At 43.6% G+C, this 22,055-nt stretch carries 18 protein-coding genes and 5 tRNA genes; 5 read left to right on the top strand and 18 right to left on the bottom strand.

What is annotated here, in order from left to right; all coding sequences use genetic code 11:
* The first annotated feature begins 102 nt into the window (after nt 1-102).
* The gene (locus B1L02_RS03955; protein ID WP_088529999.1) at nt 103-660 is read left to right on the top strand and encodes a sigma-70 family RNA polymerase sigma factor; all 558 of its coding nucleotides are present in this window, start codon (nt 103-105) and stop codon (nt 658-660) included.
* On the top strand, nt 653-1,258 hold the full coding sequence (locus tag B1L02_RS03950; RefSeq protein ID WP_088529998.1) for a hypothetical protein: 606 nt from the start codon (nt 653-655) through the stop codon (nt 1,256-1,258). The genes B1L02_RS03955 and B1L02_RS03950 overlap by 8 nt, the downstream gene beginning before the upstream one ends.
* 14 nt (nt 1,259-1,272) lie before the next feature.
* On the opposite strand, the gene B1L02_RS03945 is transcribed toward B1L02_RS03950, so the two are convergent.
* A complete protein-coding gene (locus B1L02_RS03945; RefSeq protein ID WP_088529997.1) occupies nt 1,273-2,649 on the bottom strand; it encodes a Na+/H+ antiporter NhaC family protein in 1,377 nt (458 codons plus the stop codon).
* Between the two features lie 212 nt (nt 2,650-2,861).
* On the opposite strand from B1L02_RS03945, the gene B1L02_RS03940 reads away from it, so the two are divergent.
* Complete coding sequence (locus B1L02_RS03940) at nt 2,862-3,710, top strand: MurR/RpiR family transcriptional regulator (RefSeq protein WP_088529996.1); 849 nt, start codon at nt 2,862-2,864, stop codon at nt 3,708-3,710.
* Between the two features lie 55 nt (nt 3,711-3,765).
* On the opposite strand, the gene B1L02_RS03935 is transcribed toward B1L02_RS03940, so the two are convergent.
* From B1L02_RS03935 to xerD, 12 genes are all read right to left on the bottom strand, one after another.
* The gene (locus B1L02_RS03935) at nt 3,766-4,926 is read right to left on the bottom strand and encodes an exo-beta-N-acetylmuramidase NamZ domain-containing protein (RefSeq protein WP_088529995.1); all 1,161 of its coding nucleotides are present in this window, start codon (nt 4,924-4,926) and stop codon (nt 3,766-3,768) included.
* 973 nt (nt 4,927-5,899) lie between these two features.
* Nucleotides 5,900-5,976: transfer RNA gene (locus tag B1L02_RS03930), tRNA-Arg, on the bottom strand.
* Between the two features lie 137 nt (nt 5,977-6,113).
* Nucleotides 6,114-6,190: transfer RNA gene (locus tag B1L02_RS03925), tRNA-Arg, on the bottom strand.
* A gap of 136 nt (nt 6,191-6,326) precedes the next feature.
* Nucleotides 6,327-6,403: transfer RNA gene (locus tag B1L02_RS03920), tRNA-Arg, on the bottom strand.
* A 136-nt stretch (nt 6,404-6,539) separates the two neighbouring features.
* Nucleotides 6,540-6,616, bottom strand: a tRNA-Arg gene (locus B1L02_RS03915).
* Between the two features lie 21 nt (nt 6,617-6,637).
* Nucleotides 6,638-6,730: transfer RNA gene (locus tag B1L02_RS03910), tRNA-Ser, on the bottom strand.
* Nucleotides 6,731-6,849: 119 nt separating this feature from the next.
* Nucleotides 6,850-7,032 carry a hypothetical protein gene (locus B1L02_RS03905; protein ID WP_088529994.1) on the bottom strand — a complete coding sequence of 61 codons (183 nt, stop codon included), beginning with the start codon at nt 7,030-7,032 and terminating at the stop codon, nt 6,850-6,852.
* Nucleotides 7,033-7,271: 239 nt separating this feature from the next.
* Complete coding sequence (gene lysS / locus B1L02_RS03900) at nt 7,272-8,822, bottom strand: lysine--tRNA ligase (protein ID WP_088529993.1); 1,551 nt, start codon at nt 8,820-8,822, stop codon at nt 7,272-7,274.
* 27 nt (nt 8,823-8,849) lie between these two features.
* A protein-coding gene (prfB, locus tag B1L02_RS03895; protein ID WP_100053028.1) for a peptide chain release factor 2 occupies nt 8,850-9,948 on the bottom strand; the annotation gives its coding sequence in 2 pieces (ribosomal slippage) (nt 8,850-9,872 and nt 9,874-9,948; 1,098 coding nt in all).
* A gap of 171 nt (nt 9,949-10,119) precedes the next feature.
* Entirely contained in the window at nt 10,120-11,850 is a 1,731-nt protein-coding gene (gene recJ / locus B1L02_RS03890) for a single-stranded-DNA-specific exonuclease RecJ (protein ID WP_088529992.1), read from the bottom strand.
* 101 nt (nt 11,851-11,951) lie between these two features.
* Nucleotides 11,952-12,689 carry a bifunctional protein-disulfide isomerase/oxidoreductase DsbC gene (gene dsbC, locus B1L02_RS03885; protein WP_045990471.1) on the bottom strand — a complete coding sequence of 246 codons (738 nt, stop codon included), beginning with the start codon at nt 12,687-12,689 and terminating at the stop codon, nt 11,952-11,954.
* A gap of 98 nt (nt 12,690-12,787) precedes the next feature.
* Nucleotides 12,788-13,711 (bottom strand): site-specific tyrosine recombinase XerD, encoded by a 924-nt coding sequence (gene xerD, locus B1L02_RS03880; RefSeq protein WP_088529991.1) that lies wholly within the window; start codon nt 13,709-13,711, stop codon nt 12,788-12,790.
* Nucleotides 13,712-13,791: 80 nt separating this feature from the next.
* On the opposite strand from xerD, the gene fldB reads away from it, so the two are divergent.
* Nucleotides 13,792-14,316, top strand: a complete 525-nt coding sequence (gene fldB / locus B1L02_RS03875; RefSeq protein ID WP_088529990.1) for a flavodoxin FldB — start codon at nt 13,792-13,794, stop codon at nt 14,314-14,316.
* A gap of 49 nt (nt 14,317-14,365) precedes the next feature.
* Here the strand turns inward: fldB and B1L02_RS03870 are convergent, their stop codons facing one another.
* Both B1L02_RS03870 and B1L02_RS03865 read right to left on the bottom strand, forming a co-directional pair.
* A complete protein-coding gene (locus B1L02_RS03870; protein ID WP_088529989.1) occupies nt 14,366-15,964 on the bottom strand; it encodes a response regulator in 1,599 nt (532 codons plus the stop codon).
* A gap of 130 nt (nt 15,965-16,094) precedes the next feature.
* Nucleotides 16,095-16,799, bottom strand: a complete 705-nt coding sequence (locus B1L02_RS03865; protein ID WP_088529988.1) for a tRNA1(Val) (adenine(37)-N6)-methyltransferase — start codon at nt 16,797-16,799, stop codon at nt 16,095-16,097.
* 67 nt (nt 16,800-16,866) lie between these two features.
* On the opposite strand from B1L02_RS03865, the gene srmB reads away from it, so the two are divergent.
* A complete protein-coding gene (gene srmB, locus B1L02_RS03860) occupies nt 16,867-18,093 on the top strand; it encodes an ATP-dependent RNA helicase SrmB (RefSeq protein WP_088529987.1) in 1,227 nt (408 codons plus the stop codon).
* 236 nt (nt 18,094-18,329) lie between these two features.
* Here srmB and B1L02_RS03855 read toward each other — a convergent pair whose 3' ends face one another.
* The 3 genes from B1L02_RS03855 to B1L02_RS03845 form a co-directional block, all read right to left on the bottom strand.
* Nucleotides 18,330-18,524, bottom strand: coding sequence for a TonB family protein (locus B1L02_RS03855; RefSeq protein ID WP_088529986.1), 195 nt, complete (start codon nt 18,522-18,524; stop codon nt 18,330-18,332).
* A gap of 1,272 nt (nt 18,525-19,796) precedes the next feature.
* Entirely contained in the window at nt 19,797-20,831 is a 1,035-nt protein-coding gene (locus tag B1L02_RS03850) for a S66 family peptidase (RefSeq protein WP_088529985.1), read from the bottom strand.
* Between the two features lie 71 nt (nt 20,832-20,902).
* Complete coding sequence (locus B1L02_RS03845; protein ID WP_269466966.1) at nt 20,903-22,021, bottom strand: NAD(P)/FAD-dependent oxidoreductase; 1,119 nt, start codon at nt 22,019-22,021, stop codon at nt 20,903-20,905.
* Between the last annotated feature and the right edge of the window lie 34 nt (nt 22,022-22,055).

Genomic DNA, 22,055 nt, shown 5'->3' with positions numbered 1-22,055 from the left:
TACTGACACGTAATCAATTTGAGAGACTGAGTCACGAAGTAAACCTCTTAATTTAGCAAATTGAATTAGGGTCTGTTGGCCCATTAAGACTTAGGATTGCCTATGCTGAGTAGCTTGAAAATGTGGTGTGCTCGCACCACCAGCAACGTAGAAGATCCGCTTTATGAATATGCAACAACGGGTAAAGTAAAATACCTAGAGCAAGTCATTGAGCGCTATCAAAGTGATTTATTTCACTTCCTAAAAACCCAAACACAGGCGGCGTCAGCAGAAGATATATGCCAAAAAACATGGCTAAAAGTCATCGAAAAGAACAGCGCTTATCGACAGCAGGGTCATCCCAAGGCTTACCTGTTTCAAATTGCGCGTAACTTATTGGTCGACTCAATCAGAGCATCGGATAAATTGTCGGAGCTTACGGACAATAAAGTGGGTACCACAAGCACCTATGAGTTTACTAAAGTCTCTGAACAATCATGGCTATATCAGCAAATAGCGACGCTTCCCTTCTTACAAAAAGAAGCATTAAGCTTACAGTTAGAAGGATTTAGCTTAGCTGAAATAGCACAGATTGTAGGGGCCGCCCAAGAGACGGTGAAAACTCGAATTAGATATGCAAAAGAGACAATTAAGTCTCAAGTGAGTGAAAATAATGAGTAATTCAGATGAGTTTGATGTCAAGCTGAGAACTGCTTATCAAGCAAATAAGCAAGCCAAGCCGCTAACCCTAGCTACTCGAGTTAAGGTGCGACTGGTTAACTTTGCCCATCATTATTTAGGTCGTGTAGAAACTTGGCAGTGGAGTGCAGTTACTTGTTCACTCGCTTTACTTTTCACCTTTTGGTATCAGAATCAATATCTTGATATTAATAAAGAATATAACTCAAATGCACATTTCGTAGGCTACGGAGATTTTCAACATATCGAAACACATGAGCTACAGCAAGGCCAGTATCTCGCCCGTATAGATGAGCAGAAAAAAGTGCTGGACGCTAGATTTGAGGCAGCAAAGCAACAAGTTCAAGAACAGCGTTATGGTCGACTAGTGGCGATTAACGATGATGCTTGGTTAATTGAAGAGTGTAATACTCATACTCTTATCGAGTTAAAACAGAGCCTACTTAATGTAATGCCACAGCCAAAAACCAGTGTTATCAATTTTAATACGCCAGTTATGCTTGCACTGTCGACCGCCAACAAAGGGCAAATTATTGCAATTGAAAGTATGGGACAAAACCAAGTTTTGGCTTGCCCCTAAGAAGGCTCTAACTCTTAAATCATGATAAGACTGGCGATAAAGAAGCAGATAATTGCTAATGCGCCTCCCACCAATGCGTAAGGCAATTGGGTTTTGACATGAGTCAGTAAATCACATCCTGATGCCAGTGCCGATACCGCGCTGGTATCTGAGATCGGTGAGCAATGATCGCCAAATATTCCGCCACTTAAGATAGCACCAAGCACAAGCGCTGGCGGCAAGCCTAGCGCTTGAATAAGTGGCACACCAATCGGTATTAATATGGCAAAGGTGCCCCATGATGTACCCGTTGTAAATGACATGATGGCACCAGTAATAAAGAGTACTGGCACTATCAAGTAAATAGGCAAATAGTCACCAACTAAAGACGCAACAAAAGTCCCTGTTCCGAGCTCTTTTAGACTTGCACCTAAAGTCAAGGAGAGTAACACAATGCTAACCAATGGCAGTAGCTCCCCCATCCCCTTAAAGCCAACATCCATCAATTCGTGATGACTAAACCTCTTACCAGTCAAAAGCAGTAGGTACGCAACCATTGAAGCTAAGATTGTGGCATAAAGTACTGATTTAGAGCCGCTACCATTTGCCAATACACCATCGCCTGTCCAAAACATAAACCCAATCATACTTACAATCAGCGTTAATAAAGGGAGCAGCATATAACGCGACTTGGTGGCGCTCGGCCCACTACTTATTTCAGCCGTGTGGTGTTTTAACTCTTGCTCTGCGGCCTTCATCGGTCCATGAACTTTATCAAACACAATCGTATAGAAAACAATTAACAGCGCAATAATCGCATAAAAATTAAACGCGACACTACCCCATAAAATACTCACTGCAGACTGCTCAAGTTCGTAGTTACTCAGCAGCCCAAGCACATAAGCTCCCCAGCCATTAAGTAGGATCAAAATGCATACAGGTGCGCTGGTACTATCGATAATATAAGCCAAACGAGCACGGCTCATTTTAAACTTATCAAATAGTCCCCTCGCAACAATACCAGAGGTTAGTACACTCATATTTGACTCGATGAACACCGCCGTGCCAGTAAACATCGTCAGCAAGCCAACCTGACGTTTACTCTTAGCGACGCCTCGATTAAGCAGCACATTCACCGTCGCTGCAACCCCACCGGACTCTCGGATGTAGGCGAGCAATGCACCTATCACTATGCTAAAAATCAAGATCCGGCTGTTACCTGCCGATGTTGCAACCTCAATAACACGTTCAATACTGCCTACGAATGTGCCGGCAACTAGCGACTGCTGACCATATAAAGCCAATAAAAATTCGGAAGAAACTAGCGCTAAAATCAAAGCGATAATCACTTCTTTACGCCAAAACACGACTGCAATTGCAATCAAAGGTGGCAAAATCGAGTACCAAGCCATATAGTTTAATCTATAAATTCAAAACACTTAGCTTAAGTTAAGCGGTTTAAAACACCAAGTCTTTGCGACTAAATTAAATTTAAGTCAACATTTAACCCCAATACTGGTACAATGAGTGTGTTTTGTGCAATGATATTCCTTTTTGGTCTATCGTAACGTTCCAATTGAACCTATAATATGGACAGAATAATTTAGTTCGGATTGAGTATCGTATGTCTACATTTGTCAAAATAAAAGCACTTCGCCCATCACTATCGAATAGTGAAGCAAAGCTTGCTGACTTTACCTTGAACTCGGGCGATAAAATCCGTGCGCTTTCCTCCGTTGAGCTGGCACGCGAAGCCGGTGTCAGCCAATCTAGCGTCGTAAAATTTGCCCAAAAGCTGGGTTATAAAGGATTTCCAGCATTTAAACTTGCCGTTGTTGATGCGCTCAACGAGCAAACAGATACCAGTGCAGCAATTGATGAGTTAATTTCCAGTAATGACTCCATCGAGTTAATCGCAGATAAATTACAACTAAAACAGCAAAATGTTATTTCCGAAACTCGAAAACTTAACTCAGCAAAACAGTTTGAGAACGCAATTCAGTTGGTGAAAAACGCACGAAAAGTCATCGTGTGTGCACTTGGTAGTACCTTCACGATGGCCCAAGATTTAACTTGGAAACTCCAAAAACTTGGTATTCCCGCGATTGCTCAGGTTGATGAAATAAGCGCCTCTAGCTTTATTGCAACGATGGGGAAAGATGATCTCTTTATCGTGATCAGCAATACAGGAACCAGTAAGAGCTTGCTAACCTTGACTAATCAAGCACTGGATAACGGCTGTAAATGTCTTGCCATTTCACGTTATGGTAGCCACGCTCTCGCGGAAATGGCCGATGCAATACTGTATTGCATCAACGAAGGGGAGCCACTTAAGCATTCAGGCATGCTGTCTCGTACTTCTCAAGCCTACCTGATTGATGTTTTATTCACGGCACTTGCACAATCAAACCTGCATTGGCAAAAACGCGTGGATAAGGCCAATGAAAACATGCAAGTATTGCGTAGCGAGTAAGACTCAAGCCACTAACGGCAGACTCGTGCTGCCGTTTACCTCTAGCAAAAACCCGTTACGATCTTGGGTATAATAAATACTTTTTTCGCTGCATTAAGAAATCTTGTACATCCTGCTGCCACAGTTGTCTCAGCTCAGATGCCGATTGACCAGACTCAATGGCTTTACGAATTTTATCCGTGCCTGCAAGCTTATCGAGAAAATCAGGCGACTGAAAAAACACTTTATTTTCGCGCTTGAATTGTCCGTACGCCGCAACAAACCAAGTTAGATCAAAACCTCGTACATTACTGTTTCTTAAGTCCTGACCAAACGCAGTCACACCATTTAATTTAGGATTGGAAGCCGCACCGAGCACTGGTCGAGGAGTGAACTGAAACTCGCCCAATTTCGGATCTGGGTAGCCAAAAACTTGAAATGGAAAGTCCGTTCCACGACCGACAGAAATAGGGGTCGCTTCAAAAAAGCAGAGTGATGGATACAAGTAGATTGCTTGTTGGTTTGGCAGGTTAGGGCTTGGTGGTATCGGCAGTCTATATTGAGTGTTACCACTATAATTTCTCATTGGAAATATACGTAGCTGTAGCGCTTTCTCCGAAGTTAACCAACCTTCTCCTTTAATCATTGCTGCCAGTTCGCCAACGGTCATACCATGCAATACGGGAATGGGATGCATACCAACAAAAGAGTGAAACGACTTTTCTAACAAAGGGCCATCAACATATGCAATATTTGGATTTGGCCTATCAAAAACCCAAAATTCAATTTTTGCTTCGGCTGCGGCTTCCATCGCAAGGTGCATCGTGCTGATGTAAGTATAAAAGCGTAACCCTACATCTTGAATATCAAAAATAAGCACATCAATATCTTTAAGCTGTTCAGATTTTGGCTTTTTGTTACTGCCATAAAGCGAAATGATTGGTAGCCCAGTTTTCACATCTTGTGCGTCATCAACTTTAGCACCCGCATCATGATTACCACGAAAGCCATGTTCCGGTGCAAAGACCTTTTTTACATCCACTCCCATATTAAATAAGTAATCAACTAGATGTTGATCTTCAACACGAGATGTTTGGTTTACGATTAATCCAACGCGCTTGCCTTTTAGCACAGGTAAATATTCATCTGTGCGCTCTGCACCTAAGGTAAGCGCCTCAACAGTTAAAGGAACACAACAAAAAATAATCAGCAAACAAACTCTGAGTGATTGAAACATATAACGCTTTCTCTAAATAAATACGCGATTAGGGTATCAGCCAGAGAAAAAATGAAAAGTGTTTCGGGGGTTTAATCATGCAGTCGTGAGCCTCCGAGCGTCGACGTACTCAACTTTCGTAACATATCGCAGGGTAAACCTGCTCCTACACGAGATGTTTAGGCACAAAAAAACCGACTTCCGTCGGCTTGTTTATCTCTTTATTTTACCACTCAAGGATAAGTAGTAGATGCAGGACGTGTATTGTGGAGAGTGAACTTCCGACCGTCGTCATATTCAACTTTCGTAACAGATCGCAGGGTAAACCTGCTCCTACACGAGATGTTTAGGCACAAAAAAACCGACTTTCGTCGGCTTGTTTATCTCTTTATTTTACCTCTCATGGATAAGTAGTAGATGCAGGACGTGTATTGTGGAGAGTGAACTTCCGACCGTCGTCATATTCAACTTTCGTAACAGACCGCAGGGTAAACCTGCTCCTACATGAGATGTTTAGGCACAAAAAAACCGACTTTCGTCGGCTTGTTTATCTCTTTATTTTACCACTCAAGGATAAGTAGTAGATGCAGGACGTGTATTGTGGAGAGTGAACTTCCGACCGTCGTCATATTCAACTTTCGTAACAGTTCGCAGGGTAAACCTGCTCCTACATGAGATGTTTAGGCACAAAAAAACCGACTTCCGTCGGCTTGTTTATCTCTTTATTTTACCACTTGAGATAAGTAGTGGATGCAGGACGTGTGTTGTGGATAGTGAACCTCCGCCCGCCTATTTTTACCTTCATTTATTAACCACTTGAGGAAAAGTGTCGGACGCAGGACGTATATTGTGGAGAGTGAACTTCCGACCGTCGTCATATTCAACTTTCGTAACAGATCGCAGGGTAAACCTGCTCCTACACGAGATGTTTAGGCACAAAAAAACCGACTTTCGTCGGCTTGTTTATCTCTTTATTTTACCACTTGAGGAAAAGTGGCGGACGCAGGAGGATTCGAACCTCCGACCGCCTGGTTCGTAGCCAGGTACTCTATCCAGCTGAGCTATGCGTCCGTTATGAATGTATAGTTTTCCAACTTCTTTATTATTTAACCACTTAAGAAGAAGTGGCGGATGCAGGACGTATCTTGTGAAGGTGAACCTCCGACTTCCTGTTTCCTACCTTTATTATCTAACCACTTAAGGAGAAGTGGCGGACGCAGGAGGATTCGAACCTCCGACCGCCTGGTTCGTAGCCAGGTACTCTATCCAGCTGAGCTATGCGTCCGTTATGAATGTATAGTTTTCCAACTTCTTTATATTTAATCACTTAAAGAAAAGTGCTGGACGCAGGACGTATTTTTTGAAGGTAAACCTCCAACCGCCTGTTTCCTACCTTTATTATTTAACCACTAAAAGAAAAGTGGCGGACGCAGGAGGATTCGAACCTCCGACCGCCTGGTTCGTAGCCAGGTACTCTATCCAGCTGAGCTATGCGTCCGTTATGAATGTATAGTTTTCCAACTTCTTTATTTTTAACCACTAAAAAGAAAAGTGGCGGACGCAGGACGTATTTTGTGAAGGTGAACCTTCGACTTCCTGTTTCCTACTTTTATATTTAACCACTTAAAGAAAAGTGGCGGACGCAGGAGGATTCGAACCTCCGACCGCCTGGTTCGTAGCCAGGTACTCTATCCAGCTGAGCTATGCGTCCGTACAAGACAACCATTAAAAATGGCGGAGAGGGAGGGATTCGAACCCTCGATAGGGCTACAAACCCTATACTCCCTTAGCAGGGGAGCGCCTTCGGCCACTCGGCCACCTCTCCGTCTTGTGGGGCGTATAATATAGGTTAGAAAAAATATGTCAAATACTTTTCTTGTAAAAAAGCACTGAATGGTGATAGATTGTGCAGTCTGCTTAGTTACTCGGCACTAACACCAATTTTTACTCATTTTGTAGAGGGTTAGGATCGCTATAGGCATTTCTAAATGCGCGTTGTTGACGCAAAACTTCGTCCAAAAATGCTTCTTGATAACCAAGCTGCTGAAATTCAGCAATACAAGCCCGATAATATAAAATTCTCGCTTGCTCGTGCTCATCGACATCTTCAAACTCATTATTGCTCATTTTATTTGGATTCCCTATTCGTTATTTTTCACGCAAAATTAGAACTTGAAAAAGATTAGCCAGGAAATTTGGATAATCTAGTTTCAAAAGAGAAACAACCGTGATTATCAAGACAAATTAGCAATAACTACATAATAAGAATAAGTATTTAAAAATACTGTGAGATTTATCTTACGCAAATAACAGAAAAGCGCCATAAGGCGCTTTTCTAGATGTATTTTCAAATTACGTGAAAATACTTACTGTTCAGCTTGTACTTCAGGACGCATGTGTGGGAACAAAATAACGTCTTTAATAGTCGGTGAGTCCGTGAACAACATCACTAGGCGATCAATACCAATCCCCTCACCTGCTGTTGGTGGTAAACCATGCTCTAGCGCACGGATATAATCCGCATCGTAGTGCATTGCTTCATCGTCACCTGCATCTTTTTCTTCCACTTGGCGAGTAAAGCGCGCAGCTTGATCTTCAGCATCATTAAGCTCAGAGAAACCATTTGCAAGCTCACGGCCACCCACGAAGAACTCGAAGCGGTCTGTGATAAATGGGTTTTCATCGTTACGACGCGCCAGCGGAGACACTTCCCAAGGATATTCAGTGATGAACGTCGGTTGGATAAGTCTGTGCTCAGCGACTTCTTCAAAGATTTCACATAGGAACTTACCTGGGCCCCATACGCAGTTTTCAGGGATTTTAACGTGAACTTTCTTAGCGTATGCTTTTAGTGCTTCAAAGTGGTTTTCTGGGTCTTTGAAGATTTCAGCTTGTGCTTCGGCATCTGGGCCATATTGTAAAATAGCATCAGCCATAGACAAACGCTGGAACGCACTACCAAAGTCATACTCAATCGTCTCTGTCACTTCGCCTTCAGCATTCTTCACAGTATTAATAACTGTAGTGGTGCCTAACACATCTTGTGCCACGGTACGTAACATGTCTTCAGTTAAGTTCATCAAATCATTGTAATCCGCGTATGCTTGATAGAACTCAATCATAGTGAATTCTGGATTATGACGCGTTGATAAACCTTCGTTACGGAAGTTACGGTTGATTTCGAATACACGCTCAAAACCACCAACCACTAGACGCTTAAGGTATAGCTCAGGCGCGATACGTAGATACATATCAATATCTAGTGCATTGTGATGCGTTACGAATGGACGTGCAGACGCACCGCCAGGAATAACCTGTAGCATCGGCGTTTCCACTTCCATAAAGTCACGCTCAGCTAAGAAACGGCGAATACCTTCAATCACCTTTGAACGAATACGGAATGTTTCGCGCGTATCCATGTTAGTGATCAAATCAACATAACGCTGACGATATTTCGCTTCTTGGTCAGTCAAACCATGGAATTTTTCAGGTAGTGGACGTAGCGACTTAGTCAGTAGTTCATACTCAACCATGTCTACGTATAGATCACCTTTACCTGATTTATGAAGCGGACCTTTAACACCAACGATATCGCCGATATCTAACTGGCCATACTTCTCTTTTAGATCTTTTTGTACATCTTTTGAAGCATAAGCCTGAATGCGACCTTTCATGTCTTGCAACACTAAGAAAGGACCACGTTTCGCAAGCAAACGACCCGCAACAGAAACATGATGATCAAGCTCTACTAGCTCTTCCTTCGATTTATCACCAAACTTAGCTTGTAGATCTTGTGTGTAGTCTTCGCGGCGGAATGAGTTCGGGTGGCCATTTGCAGGGCAATTTTCCCGGATCGCATCTAGCTTGCCACGACGCTCAGCAATAAGTTTATTTTCGTCTTGATTGTGATCTGTCATTGTTTAGCTCTTAGTTTAGCTTGTGGATTAAAGGCCTGATTTCAGGCTTGCTTCGATAAATTTGTCTAAATCGCCGTCTAATACGGCTTGGGTATTGCGATTTTCAATACCTGTACGCAAATCTTTAATACGTGAATCATCTAGCACGTATGAGCGGATTTGGCTGCCCCAACCGATGTCAGATTTTGCATCTTCTTGGGCTTGTTTTTCAGCGTTTTGCTTTTGCAGTTCTAGTTCAAACAATTTCGCCTTTAACTGCTTCATCGCTTGATCTTTGTTCTTGTGCTGCGAACGGTCATTCTGACACTGCACTACCGTGTTGGTCGGTAAGTGTGTAATACGTACCGCAGATTCGGTACGGTTAACGTGCTGACCACCCGCGCCCGATGCACGATATACATCGATACGAAGATCTGCAGGATTAATATCGATTTCGATATTGTCGTCAATTTCTGGGTAAACGAATACAGAAGCAAACGAAGTATGACGACGACCGCCTGAATCAAAAGGACTCTTACGTACTAAGCGGTGTACGCCCGTTTCTGTACGAAGCCAACCGTAAGCATATTCACCCGTGACTTTAACTGTCGCGCCCTTAATACCAGCAACATCACCATCAGTCGCTTCAACGATTTCAGCTTTAAAGCCTTTCGCCTCAGCCCAGCGCAAGTACATGCGCAGCAACATGTTACACCAGTCTTGAGCTTCAGTGCCGCCAGAACCTGACTGTAAGTCGATGTAGGCATCGTTAGCATCCTGCTCACCAGAGAACATTCGACGAAACTCTAGTTTTTCCAGTTGCTCAACCAGGCCGTTGACTTCTTGCTCTGCTTCAGTGAATGTTTCTTCATCTTCGGCTTCCACGGCAAGTTCAACTAGACCTTCAGCATCATCAGCACCAGCCACAAGATTGTCGATGGTTTCAACAATCACTTCTAAATTTGATTTTTCTTTGCCCAGTGCTTGGGCTCTCTCCGGCTCATTCCATACAGCAGGATCTTCTAATTCGGCATTAACTTCTTCTAAACGCTCTTGCTTTAGAGCGTAGTCAAAGATACCCCCTAAGAAGCTCTGTACGTTCGCGAATTTCCTTGATTTGGTTAATCACAGGATTCACTTCAAACATTTACCATTACTCCAGAACTAAATTTGTCGGTTTGTGAATTCACAAACAGGCCTGACAACGGGCCAGACCATAGATTTAAGCGACCAATAGTATCAAATAATAACCGCGCTTAGCATCCTTTTAAGTGAGAATTTTGGGAGTTTTTTACCAAACTCAGTGCCGACATCTCTGTTAATTCGATTGCGCTTGAAGTTCACGCACGATGAGCTGCAAGTTATACTTACCGCGGAACTCATTGATATCTAGTTGGTAAGCAAATAATGCATGGGTTGCCTGGAGGTTTGGCCACGCTCGAACATCAACGTTAAATGCTATCGCATCAACCAAACGGCCTGAGCGGTGCTTCAGTACAAGTTTTAGATGTTTGTCACCAACAATACGTTGCTGCACTAATTCAAATACATCCTGAAAGACTGGCTCACTAAATTGCTGCCCCCACGGGCCCGCCTGCTGTAACTCAAAAGCAAAATCCATGGTAAAGCAATCACCCGGTAGTTCACCGTCCGTCAACAGAATGCTTTGCTTTGCTTCTTCGCTCAGCGTCGCACTGACATTTTGTTCAAATGCCTGTTTAAATAGCGCAAATTCAGACTCTAGAATGGTCAGTCCTGCTGCCATCGCATGACCACCGAACTTTACAATTAGCTCTGGATGCTGAGTATTTATGGATTCCAATAGATCTCGCATGTGTAGCCCTTCAATGGAGCGGCACGAGCCCTTGATCTCACCATTGTCACCCTGTGCAAAAATAATACACGGACGATGGTATTTTTCTTTTAAGCGTCCCGCCAGAATACCTATCACACCTTGATGCCAATCATCTTGATACAAACACAAGGCGTCTGGTACTTCTTGGCTTTTAAGTACCAAGCGCTCCAATACCGCTTGCGCCTCTTGCTGCATACTCTGCTCAATCTCGCGGCGTTCGATATTTAGACTATCGAGCTCGGAAGCAATACGGCGAGCTTGATTTAGATCTTTTGATAACAAGCAAGCAATACCTAAACTCATATCGTCAAGACGGCCCGCGGCATTGAGTCTTGGCGCTAACGCAAAGCCAAAATCACTGGCACTTAATCTTGCATTATTACGGTTAGAAACTTCAATAAGCGCTTGGATCCCTGGTCGCGTTTGACCACTGCGGATCCGTGCAAGCCCTTGATATACCAACGTGCGGTTATTCGCATCCAAAGCCACAACGTCAGCCACGGTTCCTAGGGCAACAATATCTAATAATGCCGCCAAATTTGGCATCGCGATATTTCGCTCCACAAAATAGTTTTGCGCCCGTAAGTAATGCCTTAATGCTATCAGTAGGTAAAAGGCAACCCCAACGCCCGCGATAGACTTAGACGGGAAGTCGCAGTCAACGCGGTTTGGATTAACAATCGCATCGGCAATCGGTAACTCATCGCCTTGTAAATGGTGATCGGTAACAATCACTTTAATACCCGCTTGCTTCACGATTTCAACGCCGCGAATACAGGAAATACCATTATCTACGGTGATAACCAAATCAGGTTTTATGGCGACGATTTGCTCGGCCAATGCAGGGCTTAGGCCGTACCCCAAGCTAAATCTATCCGGCACGAGGTAATCCACATGCTGAAAACCAAACTGAGGCAACCCCTCCATTAATACGGCGGTGCTCGTTGCGCCATCGGCGTCAAAGTCGCCAACAATCAACACTTGTTGTTGCAAAGAAAGTGCTTCAGCCAGAATTTGGCTTGCAAGCTCGATGTCTTTAAATAATTTAAAATCGTGTAAGGTTGCGGCGCTATTATCGAGTTCAACGACCGATTTAACCCCTCTGGCAGCATAAAGCTGTTTGATCACGGGATGTAGTGAAGCCGGTAAATGGCTGTCATCAACCCGCTCTCTTGGTTTAATTTCTGTATGCATACTTTTTCACAAAACAAAAAAGGCCAAAATGGCCTTTTATATTCTTTATCTTGCTATCTTATCGAGTTCTCAACGCGAACTCCATCGCTAAGCGTGAGTCATTATGACTTAGGGCTATTTGCGTCTAGCATTTGTGCGATAGCCGCTGCAGGTTGATAACCTGGGATCATAGAACCATCTTCAAGAATGATCGCTGGTGTTCCTGAAATACCAAAGCTTTGCCCAAGTTGATAGTGCTCGGCTACTGGCGCTTGGCAGTTTTCAACTGGCTTCACTTCACCACCAGCTTTCGCCTCAGTAAGTGCAGCCGCTGCATCTTTTGCACACCATACGTTTTTCAAATCTTCATAGCCTGAACCACGCAAACCACCACGTGGGAAAGCTAGGTATTTCACGGTAATACCTGCCGCTAAGTAATCTTCTAATTCACGGTGAAGTTTGCGGCAGTAGCCACAAGTAATGTCTGTGAATACCGTGATTTGATGTTTTTCATTTTCCGCTTTGTAGACGATCATTGAGTCTTCGTATTCCGCGATACCTTTCTGGCGCACATCACTCAACGCGTCTTCGGTGATATTACGGCGGTTATCAAGATCGATCATCGTTCCCTGAATCAGATATTTACCATCGGCACTTGAATACAGCACCCCTTTATCTGTGATCACTGTTTTTAAGCCAGCAAGCGGACTATCTTTGATTTGCTTAACCGTTATACCCAATCCGCTAAATTGCGTCGTAATTGGGTCTACTGGTGCTGTTGGTGCGACAGGACCCTCAACTTGCTCAGCGAAAGCGCCAAAGCTCAATGCCAGTGAAGCGGCAACTATTAGTTTTTTCATTATGTTCTCTCTAAACCTGTTATTTGAGGGGATCACACGCCCCTTTGTGTTACTCACTAAGACCGGAGTAACCATAAATAATTCCCAAGCAACAAAAATTAAGCTCTTGGGTGATGCTGCTGGTGCAATGTTTTTAAACGTTCACTGGCAACATGTGTATAAATTTGAGTCGTCGACAAGTCGCTATGGCCAAGCATCATTTGCACAACTCGCAAGTCAGCGCCATGATTCAATAAATGTGTTGCAAAAGCATGACGTAACGTATGTGGCGATAACGGCGACTTTACGTCTGCCAAAATAGCATAGTGTTTTATCCGATGCCAAAAAGTTTGTCTCGTCATACCTATACCGCGCTTGGATGGAAAGACAAAATCGGTAGCATGCTTGATCATTAAGCCCCGCCCTTTTTTGAGAAATTGTTCAATCCAATGCAATGCTTCTTCACCCATCGGCACTAAGCGTTCTTTGCCGCCCTTACCACGCACAAGTACAACAGCTTGCCTCATGTTGACTTGCTCCATTCTTAGCCCGACCAGTTCAGTCACGCGCAACCCTGTGGCATACAAGAGCTCGAGCATTGCTTTATCTCTTAGCCCCATAGGGTCGTCACAATCAGGAGCGTTTAACAAGGCCTCAACTTCTTGCTCTGACAAGGTTTTTGGCAACGACAGTGTTGTTTTAGGTTGCGCAATAGTATCCAGTGGAGACTGCACTATTTCTTTTTCTCGCAGCCAATATAAATAAAATCGCTTTAATGCACTGATGGCTCGCGCGTTACTCTTTGCTTTTAAGCCCTTGTCTATTCTGTGTGCCAAATAAGCCTCAACGTCCTGACTTGTGATTGCCAATAAAGAAGACACAGAGGTTTCTGCTTTTATGAATAAGAGAAATTTTTCAAGGTCGCTGCGATAGGCTGCAATGGTATTTTCACTGAGCCCTTGCTCCAAAAATAGCGCATCTAAAAAGGCTTCTATATATTGCGGATCGGACAGTGTATGGGAAGTTGCTTGGTGTTCGCTCACAGAGTACCTGTATTAATTATTAACGTCATGATGTAGACTTGCCACCTATAATACCAGTCAAATTGAAAGTGATAAATACAATGCAAATTGGGTTATTTTACGGCTCGACAACATGTTACACAGAAATGGCCGCAGAAAAGATTCAGGAAATCATCGGCAAAGACACAATTACCTTATTTAATATTAAGGACGAGCCGCTAAAACAAGCTGAGCAGTTTGACTTCCTCATTTTTGGTATCTCAACATGGGACTTCGGCGAACTTCAGGAAGACTGGGAGTCTCACTGGGACGATATCGACAGCGTTGATTTGAGCAACAAAGTGATAGCGCTATTCGGCATGGGTGACCAACAAGGTTATGGTGAATGGTTTCAAGATGCACTAGGTATGCTACATGAAAAAATTGCCCCTCAAGGCGTCACTTTTTTAGGTTACTGGCCAAATTCAGACGACTATGAATTTGAAGCGTCAAAAGCACTTACCGAAGATAAAAATCAGTTTGTTGGCCTAGCACTAGATGAGGACAGTCAATACGACAAAAGCGACGAGCGTATCGCAACTTGGATAGAGCAAATCATGACGGAATACGCCGAATTAGATGTTTAGCGCAGTAGGCGTTAGCACTAACCCAAAGTGTTAACGTTCAGTCTTGTTGTTAACTGTAAAATTGACTCAATGCGGCCTCAATTTGCGACAGCTTGTAGGGTTTATGGATCACATTATCAAAAACCTCATTTTGTGCTTGGGTCAAAAAGATATCTGCAGTGATCGCGAGTATAGGCAACCTCGCGTTTTCCTGTTTAATTAACTGCGCCGCCTCTGTGCCATTCATCCCCGGCAAATTAACATCCATAAAAATCATATCGAAGTGCGTTTCTTTTGCAGCCTCAAAATAATCTTCTGCTGACTCAAAAATATCATAGCTACAATTGAGCTTATCAAGTATTGCTGTGATCAATAATTGATTAAGCGGATTATCTTCAATTACGCCAATGTGATGATAGAAAATTGCAATGTGCTCAGTCTTAGGTGGAGGAGTAACTTTTGCCTCGCTATCACTTTTACATGGAATGATAAATACAACTTCAGTTCCTTCAGCTTCTTGACTCGATACACTGATCCGCCCATCCATTATTTCTATCAGTGATTTAGTCACGCACAAACTTAAGCCCGCACCAAAGTTACTGCGTTCCTCAAACATACTAAAACGGTCAAACAAATTGGTTTGCTCTGTAGCTGAAAGTCCTCGACCTCTGTCTTTAATGATAAATTGAATCTCACTGCCGATCACAAACGCGCGCAGCATAACTTCCTGACCATACTCACTGCTCTTTACTGCAATATCTAATAAAGTATCAAGCACTCTAGCCAGTTTATTTTTGTCTAGATATAAAACTTGGCCTTGGTGTGCGCCTGTAATCACAGAAGATATCTTTACATTGCGTTGCTTGGCCTCTGTGGCCAATTTGGCGGTCGATTGTTTGAGTATCTCAGGTAAAGAACAAGGCGTTGGTTCAAACTGCACCTTATCTCCTTCGATTAATTCCAGCTCTAAAACGGAATCAATTACGGAAAGTAGCTTGCTGCCTCCCGCTTCAATATTTTGTAAGTAACTTACCGTAGCTTCAGAAAACCCGGCAGCCTCTTGCGAGTTAAGTACCACATCATTAAAACCAATCACTGCGTTTAACTGGGTGTGTAGCTCATGGCTGATATCAGATAAGAAATTGTCTTTGGAATCATTGAGTAGCTTGAGTACGTTCACTTCTCTGCGCAGTTCAAATTGTCGAATCACCTGACGACCCAAGGTCACGAGTGTTTTTCTTTGCAAATCGGTGAGCTTTTTAGGCTGATCACTGATAGCACAAATGGTGCCTACCTTATAACCACCAGAGCTAATCAGAGGTGCACCAGAATAATGGCGGATTTTCGGGCCACCAGTAACCAGTGGATTGTCAAAAAAACGCTCATCTTCTAAGGCGTCTTGCACCTCAAAGACCTCTTCTTGCAAAATAGCGTGAGAACAAAAGGAAATATCTCGATGGGTTTCATCTACATCGAGCCCCACCTTGGATTTAAACCACTGGCGATTTGTGTCTATCAAGCTAATAAGAGCTATTGGCGTTTCACAAATCTCCGACACCAGCTGCGTAATTTCATCGAGGTTTGCTTCTGCTGCAGTATCTAATACCTTGTATTCTCGCAGCGCTTTGAGACGATTTTCTTCGTTATTTGGGATATCTGCTTTTTTCATGAACACCTACACAAGCGATTTAAACCAGTCAAGTACACATAAATCAGACAGTACTTTTGATACGATGACTCTTACTATTTCTCAGCTGAAGTGTAGAAGATAAATCGCGATACGTGTAAAAAAATACCCATCACATTTTCAGGTAAAACTCACGACATAAAGAAATAAAATCATTCGTATATTGCCTATCTACATCGTATATCACCAGTGATTGCTCTTGGCTTGATTGTGGCACATTTTGCTTGGCGATCTGGAGCAATCTGCGAGAGTAAGATTTACTTGGGGTGGCTTTGACTGCGCAGCTTGAAACAAGAAACCAATTTCGCGCCTTGGCAAGCTGACAAAAAAGCAAGCTCTCTTTATAAGGTAAAATTACCGCAAGTTGCCCAGCGTCCGTCGTAAACTTTTCGAAGGCATCAAGCAACGCATCAAAACTTAAGCTGTCTGTATGCCTCGCTCTATTTCTCGCTTGATTTTCTCCTTTCAAGCTAGCATTGAAATAAGGTGGGTTTGATACCATGAGGTCAAAGCGCAGCTCGGTATCAAACTCTTGTATTGCACAGCGATGTAGCTCAATATCAGGCCACGGGCTGTGCTCGATATTAAATTCTGCATCCTTTAACGCATCTTCATCAAGCTCAACCGCATGGACTTTGCTTGTTGGACTTCGCTGTTTACACATCAATGCGATAAGCCCGGTTCCCGTTCCGACATCAACAATCCGGTTGGACTCAGCGAGTGAAACCCATGCGCCAAGCAAAATACCATCCGTCGAAACCTTCATTGCCGCATGATGCTGGGTGACCGAAAACTGTTTAAATGCAAACTGAGACATCCTATACCTTTGAGAAAATGCAATAGCAACGTATAATTCCGCTATTGTCCTTTATTTGTGATGCAATATGCAATTTACTGAATTTGATTTAGACAGCAAGCTGATTAGTGCGATTAAAAAAATGGGTTTCGATACTCCCACCAGCATTCAACAGATGGCTATTCCTGAAGCGCTAATTGGCCGAGATATTCTCGCCAGCGCACCAACCGGTACGGGTAAAACCGCTGCATTCTTGATCCCTGCGATTCAGTATTTGCTTGATTTCCCTCGCAAAGAGCCAGGCTTTGCCCGCGTACTTATCATGACGCCAACGCGTGAACTTGCCTATCAAATACACGAGCAATGTGAACTCCTTGCCGCAGGTGTTAACCTTAAAATAGGCGTGGTAACTGGCGGTATTAATTACGGCAGTCACAAAGAAATCTTCGAAAAGAACAATGATATCCTTATCGCAACCCCAGGTCGTTTGATGGAATATCTTGAAACCGAGAACTTCCACGCAGAAAATGTTGAGCTACTGATCTTAGATGAAGCCGACCGCATGCTAGACATGGGCTTTCGAAAAGAAATGCTACGTATTTGCTCTGAAGCGGTTAACCGTCGTCAATGCTTTTTGTTCTCTGCAACCCTTGAGGGCGAAAGCGTCGAGAGGTTTGCTGAGCGTATATTACAAGACCCAGCACTACTTGAAGCCACCCCATCACGTAAAGAAAAAGGTAAAATTCATCAGTGGGTTCACCTTGCAGATAACTACGAGCACAAAGTCAATTTGCTCGCACAGCTGCTTGATGACGAAGAAGTAACCAAAGCGCTCATCTTCGTAAAAACACGTGAACGCCTAGAAACCCTCGTTGGTGAGCTATTTGCTAAAGGCATTAAAACCACTTGGCTACGTGGTGAAATGCCACAAGACAAACGTATGGCTGCGATGGCAAGCTTTCACAGTGGTAAGACGAATATCTTAGTGGCAACAGATGTTGCAGCCCGTGGTATCGACGTTGCGGATATCAGCCACGTATTTAACTTTGATATGCCACGCACCGCAGATATTTATGTACACCGCATCGGTCGTACAGGCCGCGCTGGTAAAAAAGGCACCGCGGTTTCTTTGGTTGAAGCCCATGATGTTGAAGTTTTAGGTAAGGTTGAGCGTTACACCGACCAAAAGCTGAAGCGCCGTGTAATTAAAGGCCTTGAACCTAAACATAAAGAAGCAAAAGCACCGAAGAAGAAAAAAGATCCGGTGAAAATCAAGGCGAAAAAGAAAGCCGCCAAGGTTAAAAAGAAAAAGTAACCCAAAACCAGCGTCAGTACGCTGGTTTTTTTATGCTAATTTGAGCAAGAGCTAATGTGAGTGAACCTTAACTTGTTCTGTTAGATTTGGCTGATAAAACTAAGTTAACCTAACGGTCGTGTATGTGCCCAATAGCGAGCAATGGAAACATCGCATTAAGTGTTTACTTCACTTTTTCAGCTTGGATGTTAATGGTGATGGGTGTGAGTTGTTTTTCATGCTTGTTAGCTATACATTTAACCTAATGTAAAGTCTAATTGTACCTTAAGATCTTTTTGAATAACGGCAACGCCATTCTCTACTTTAGGGGCATATTTCCAATTGGAAAGAGCTTTGATTGCAGCTTTATCAAAGACTTGTTCAGGTACAGACTTTAGAACCTTAATGTTAATAGGCTTTTTGGAGGCTCTCACTTTCCAAGCTAGTGTAATCAGTTTAGCTAGTGTTATGTAAGCTTTCCCTGCATTGCTCAGCGCTTATTATGTATTCATTACACCTAAATTTGGCTTAATAAGCAATTATATTTTTTGCGCGTACAGAGGCCGCTAGCCTGAGCAATTAAGCAGGTTAACTACTTGATTTTAAAAGGCAGCCATAATCAAGCATACCCTCCTTGGCTAATATCAAAGCGCATCCATGCGCTTCTCATTCATTCTTTTTAAACGACGAAAAAGAACGAACCAAGAAAACGTCGCCCCGACATCACACTCAATCCTTAAATCCTAAGCCGATATAGTGCAACCGCCTTGTAAGGCACGTCCCTATGCCAGACAAGACTTGGCCGACATCCTGTCGGCGCATTGCATATCAGCTTATGCTTTTCGGGTGTGATAGAGGGGGATTAGTTTTGACTGCGAGTTCTAGTTTTTCTCTCAAAGCAGCAAATTTGCCTGCAAGCACCAAACAAAACTATCAGCACCGTTTTCCTCCCTCATCACACCCGAAAGTAAATTACCAATGAGTCATTTCAACGCATGGATGCGTGAAAAGCGGTGACAGGGCCAAGGATGGCCCTTACACGGCGGTGACGTTCATATTGGCAATTTGCTTGAGGAGTCAGTGTGATGTTGGGAGTGCCCTTTCTTTTGCATACTTTTCTTTGGGCATCAAAGAAAAGTATGTCGTAGCCCATGGATGGGCGTCGAAACCAGTCAGGAGGACAAACTGACTTTACGATAAATTTCGAGCTATCAGCTATTAGTAAAATACACCTCCATGTTTAATATCAAAGCGCATCCATGCGCTTCTCGTTCATTCTTTTTAAACGACACGATCGAGCGAACCAAGAAAACGTCGCCCCAGCATCACACTTAATCCTCAAACCCTGAGCCGATATAGTGCAACCGTCTTGTAAGGCACATCCCTATGCCAGACAAGACTTAGCCGACATCCTGTCGGCACATCGCATATCGACTTAAACTTTTCGGGTGTGATGGAGGGGGAATAAGTTGCTTGTGAGATCTTCTACGATTTTTACGATTAAGCTGCTTTAAAGCATTGCAAAAGCTATCAGCGTAGCCTCCTAGCTCACAGTCTAAATAGTGTTGTGGGAGGCGGTTCACCCGCCGAGAAGTTATGCTCTTCTGGTGTGGTTAAGGGGGATTAGTTTTGACTACGAGTTCTAGTTTTTCTCTCAAAGCAGCAAATTTGCCTGCAATCACCAAAAAAACTTTGCAGCACAGTATGTCTCCCTCACCACACCACTACAACGAATCAAACACAGGCTCTACCGCATCTAGACTGAAGTTATCCAGATCCAAGCGGTGCTGTATTCCTAGCGGCAAAACCCACTGTGGATCGGTATGGCCAAAGTCAAGCCGAGTTATTACGGGTAAACTGTCACAGCCAAACTCATCACGTACAACTGATAAAATCACCTCATCAAGCGCAGCCATCTCGCACTCGCTATAATCCCGCGCGCGGCCAATCATTAAGCCGGATAGTTTCTCAAACACGCCCATTACGCCATAGTTACGTAACCAAAAGCGAATATAGTCTTGACTGGGTTTGTCCTCAGAGGTTTCTAAAAATAGCAATTTGTCTTGCCAAAATGACGGCGATGGCCAGTATTCAGTGCCTTTTAGCATCTCCATCACTTCAAAACAGCCGCCAAATAGCCGCCCTTCCACTTGCCCAGTACCTTGCAATACTTTTGGACCATTTGTCGCAATAGCGGGATGCAGCTTACCGACGTTTTCTGGTATTGCCCACTCCGGATATCCATGAGAATAAGCTTTGAATATTGGATAATGGACTTCACCTAGCAGCGCCTGCGCTAAATAGGCTTGATACTCAGCACTAGCGTTGTGATACTGGGAGAAACCGGCCATGACCGATGGGCCGTTAAAGGTGACTAATCCCCATTGGTTCAGCAATGTAGTGAGCGTCGAAAAGTCAGAATAACCCATCATAAACTTAGGGTTATTCAAGATAACGGATTTATCTAAATAAGGCAGGATCCGCGCGGAGTCTGAACCACCAATAGAAGAAATTATCCCGGCGATATTCGGATCGGCAAAGGCATTATTAATATCTTTTGCACGTAATTGTGGCTGTGAAAAAAGCACGTCTGCAGCCGTTCGAGCGGACGGCATTTCAACAATATTAAAACCAAGCGAACGCAGGTTTGCTAACCCTTGCTCAAAGATGTGAGGAAATGTACTTGGGCCACCCCAGCTAGGTGATACAATCGCAAGGGTATCACCCCGGTTTAGTTTTTTAGGCTTGCGTAATCGCACCGTTTATCCTGTCTTAATGGAATATTCATCAGCAACTAGATATATCCCATTAAGACAACAGAATCAAACGCTTATTCGAACCGTTCAACGCGAAACGGAGCTAAATCAACAGAGGTAGGTTTGCCTGTCATGAGTTCAGTAATAAGCGTGCCAGTAATGGCCGACATTAAAATCCCCGTCCTAAAGTGTCCACACGCATTAATATAACCTTCCACTCCATCAACGGGGCCCAAAATTGGCAGCTCATCCGGTGTACCAGGTCTAAGTCCTGCCCAACAACGTTTAATACTCGACTCTTTTAGCACCGGCAAACACTTCATAGCACCTTGCGACAGCTCGGTGATTTTATCTAGACTGTTGGTGGTATCGAAGCCTTTTTCCTCCGTTGATGAGCCAATTAAAATCTCGCCGTTGTCCTTTTGTGCAATGTAGCAATCACTGGTACTGATACAACCATTTAATACTTTAGGCATACGCTCAGACAACACTATCTGGCCTTTAACCGGGTAAACTGGCATGTGTTTACCTGTTGCCTGATAGTAAATATCATCCGCCCAGGCACCAGCGGCATTAATTAAGGTCTCGCAATGCAGGCTTTGATCTTGCGTCCTCACGCCTATCACCTTATTGCCTTCACGCAATACTTCTAGCACTTCGGTATTCAAAAATAACTCAACACCATTTTGGCGCGCCCCCTCTGTGTACGCATCAACTAATCGGTATGGGTTTACCTGATGGTCGCAAATAAAATCTATCGCACCAATCGCATCTGGGGTGATGTAAGGCTCCTCTGCACGTAATTGCTGCTGGTCTAACCACCTGATCTGCGAAGACAAATTGGGGATCCCAGACACTATGCTATCTGCATATATTTCATCGTCGCGATTGTACATAATGAATTTAAGACCGGTACGTTCAAACTTAAAGTCAACATCGTGTCTGGTCAGCATTTCTTCATGCAGTGCTGGATATAATTCGTTTGACTTGAGCGCAAGTTCAAAAAAGCATTCGGGTAATTGATGTGGCCGCAATGTTTGTGCAGCTTCGGTATCTCCTTCACTTTGGAGCTTAGACAGAGTTTTGAAGAAGATCACACCACAGCCAAGTCCGACCGACTCACCAATTGCCCATAATCCACCCGCAGATGCACGAGACGCGTTACCTGGCTTTTTTAAATCCACTAACGCGATTTTTAGGTTAGTATCGCGGCTTAAAAAATAGGCA

Origin of the sequence: Pseudoalteromonas piscicida (genome assembly GCF_002208135.1) — a bacterium.
GTDB lineage: Bacteria > Pseudomonadota > Gammaproteobacteria > Enterobacterales > Alteromonadaceae > Pseudoalteromonas > Pseudoalteromonas piscicida_A.
The sequence above is the reverse complement of the archived record's forward strand: the minus strand, read 5'-3'. Positions and strand labels throughout refer to the sequence as shown.

Bases quoted from the DNA above. Each gene is read 5' to 3' on its own strand.
- B1L02_RS03955 (WP_088529999.1), top strand. From the start codon at position 103: ATGCTGAGTAGCTTGAAAATGTGGTGTGCTCGCACCACCAGCAACGTA.
- B1L02_RS03950 (WP_088529998.1), top strand. From the start codon at position 653: ATGAGTAATTCAGATGAGTTTGATGTCAAGCTGAGAACTGCTTATCAA.
- B1L02_RS03945 (WP_088529997.1), bottom strand. From the start codon at position 2,649: ATGGCTTGGTACTCGATTTTGCCACCTTTGATTGCAATTGCAGTCGTG.
- B1L02_RS03940 (WP_088529996.1), top strand. From the start codon at position 2,862: ATGTCTACATTTGTCAAAATAAAAGCACTTCGCCCATCACTATCGAAT.
- B1L02_RS03935 (WP_088529995.1), bottom strand. From the start codon at position 4,926: ATGTTTCAATCACTCAGAGTTTGTTTGCTGATTATTTTTTGTTGTGTT.
- B1L02_RS03905 (WP_088529994.1), bottom strand. From the start codon at position 7,032: ATGAGCAATAATGAGTTTGAAGATGTCGATGAGCACGAGCAAGCGAGA.
- lysS (WP_088529993.1), bottom strand. From the start codon at position 8,822: ATGACAGATCACAATCAAGACGAAAATAAACTTATTGCTGAGCGTCGT.
- recJ (WP_088529992.1), bottom strand. From the start codon at position 11,850: ATGCATACAGAAATTAAACCAAGAGAGCGGGTTGATGACAGCCATTTA.
- dsbC (WP_045990471.1), bottom strand. From the start codon at position 12,689: ATGAAAAAACTAATAGTTGCCGCTTCACTGGCATTGAGCTTTGGCGCT.
- fldB (WP_088529990.1), top strand. From the start codon at position 13,792: ATGCAAATTGGGTTATTTTACGGCTCGACAACATGTTACACAGAAATG.
- B1L02_RS03870 (WP_088529989.1), bottom strand. From the start codon at position 15,964: ATGAAAAAAGCAGATATCCCAAATAACGAAGAAAATCGTCTCAAAGCG.
- B1L02_RS03865 (WP_088529988.1), bottom strand. From the start codon at position 16,799: ATGTCTCAGTTTGCATTTAAACAGTTTTCGGTCACCCAGCATCATGCG.
- srmB (WP_088529987.1), top strand. From the start codon at position 16,867: ATGCAATTTACTGAATTTGATTTAGACAGCAAGCTGATTAGTGCGATT.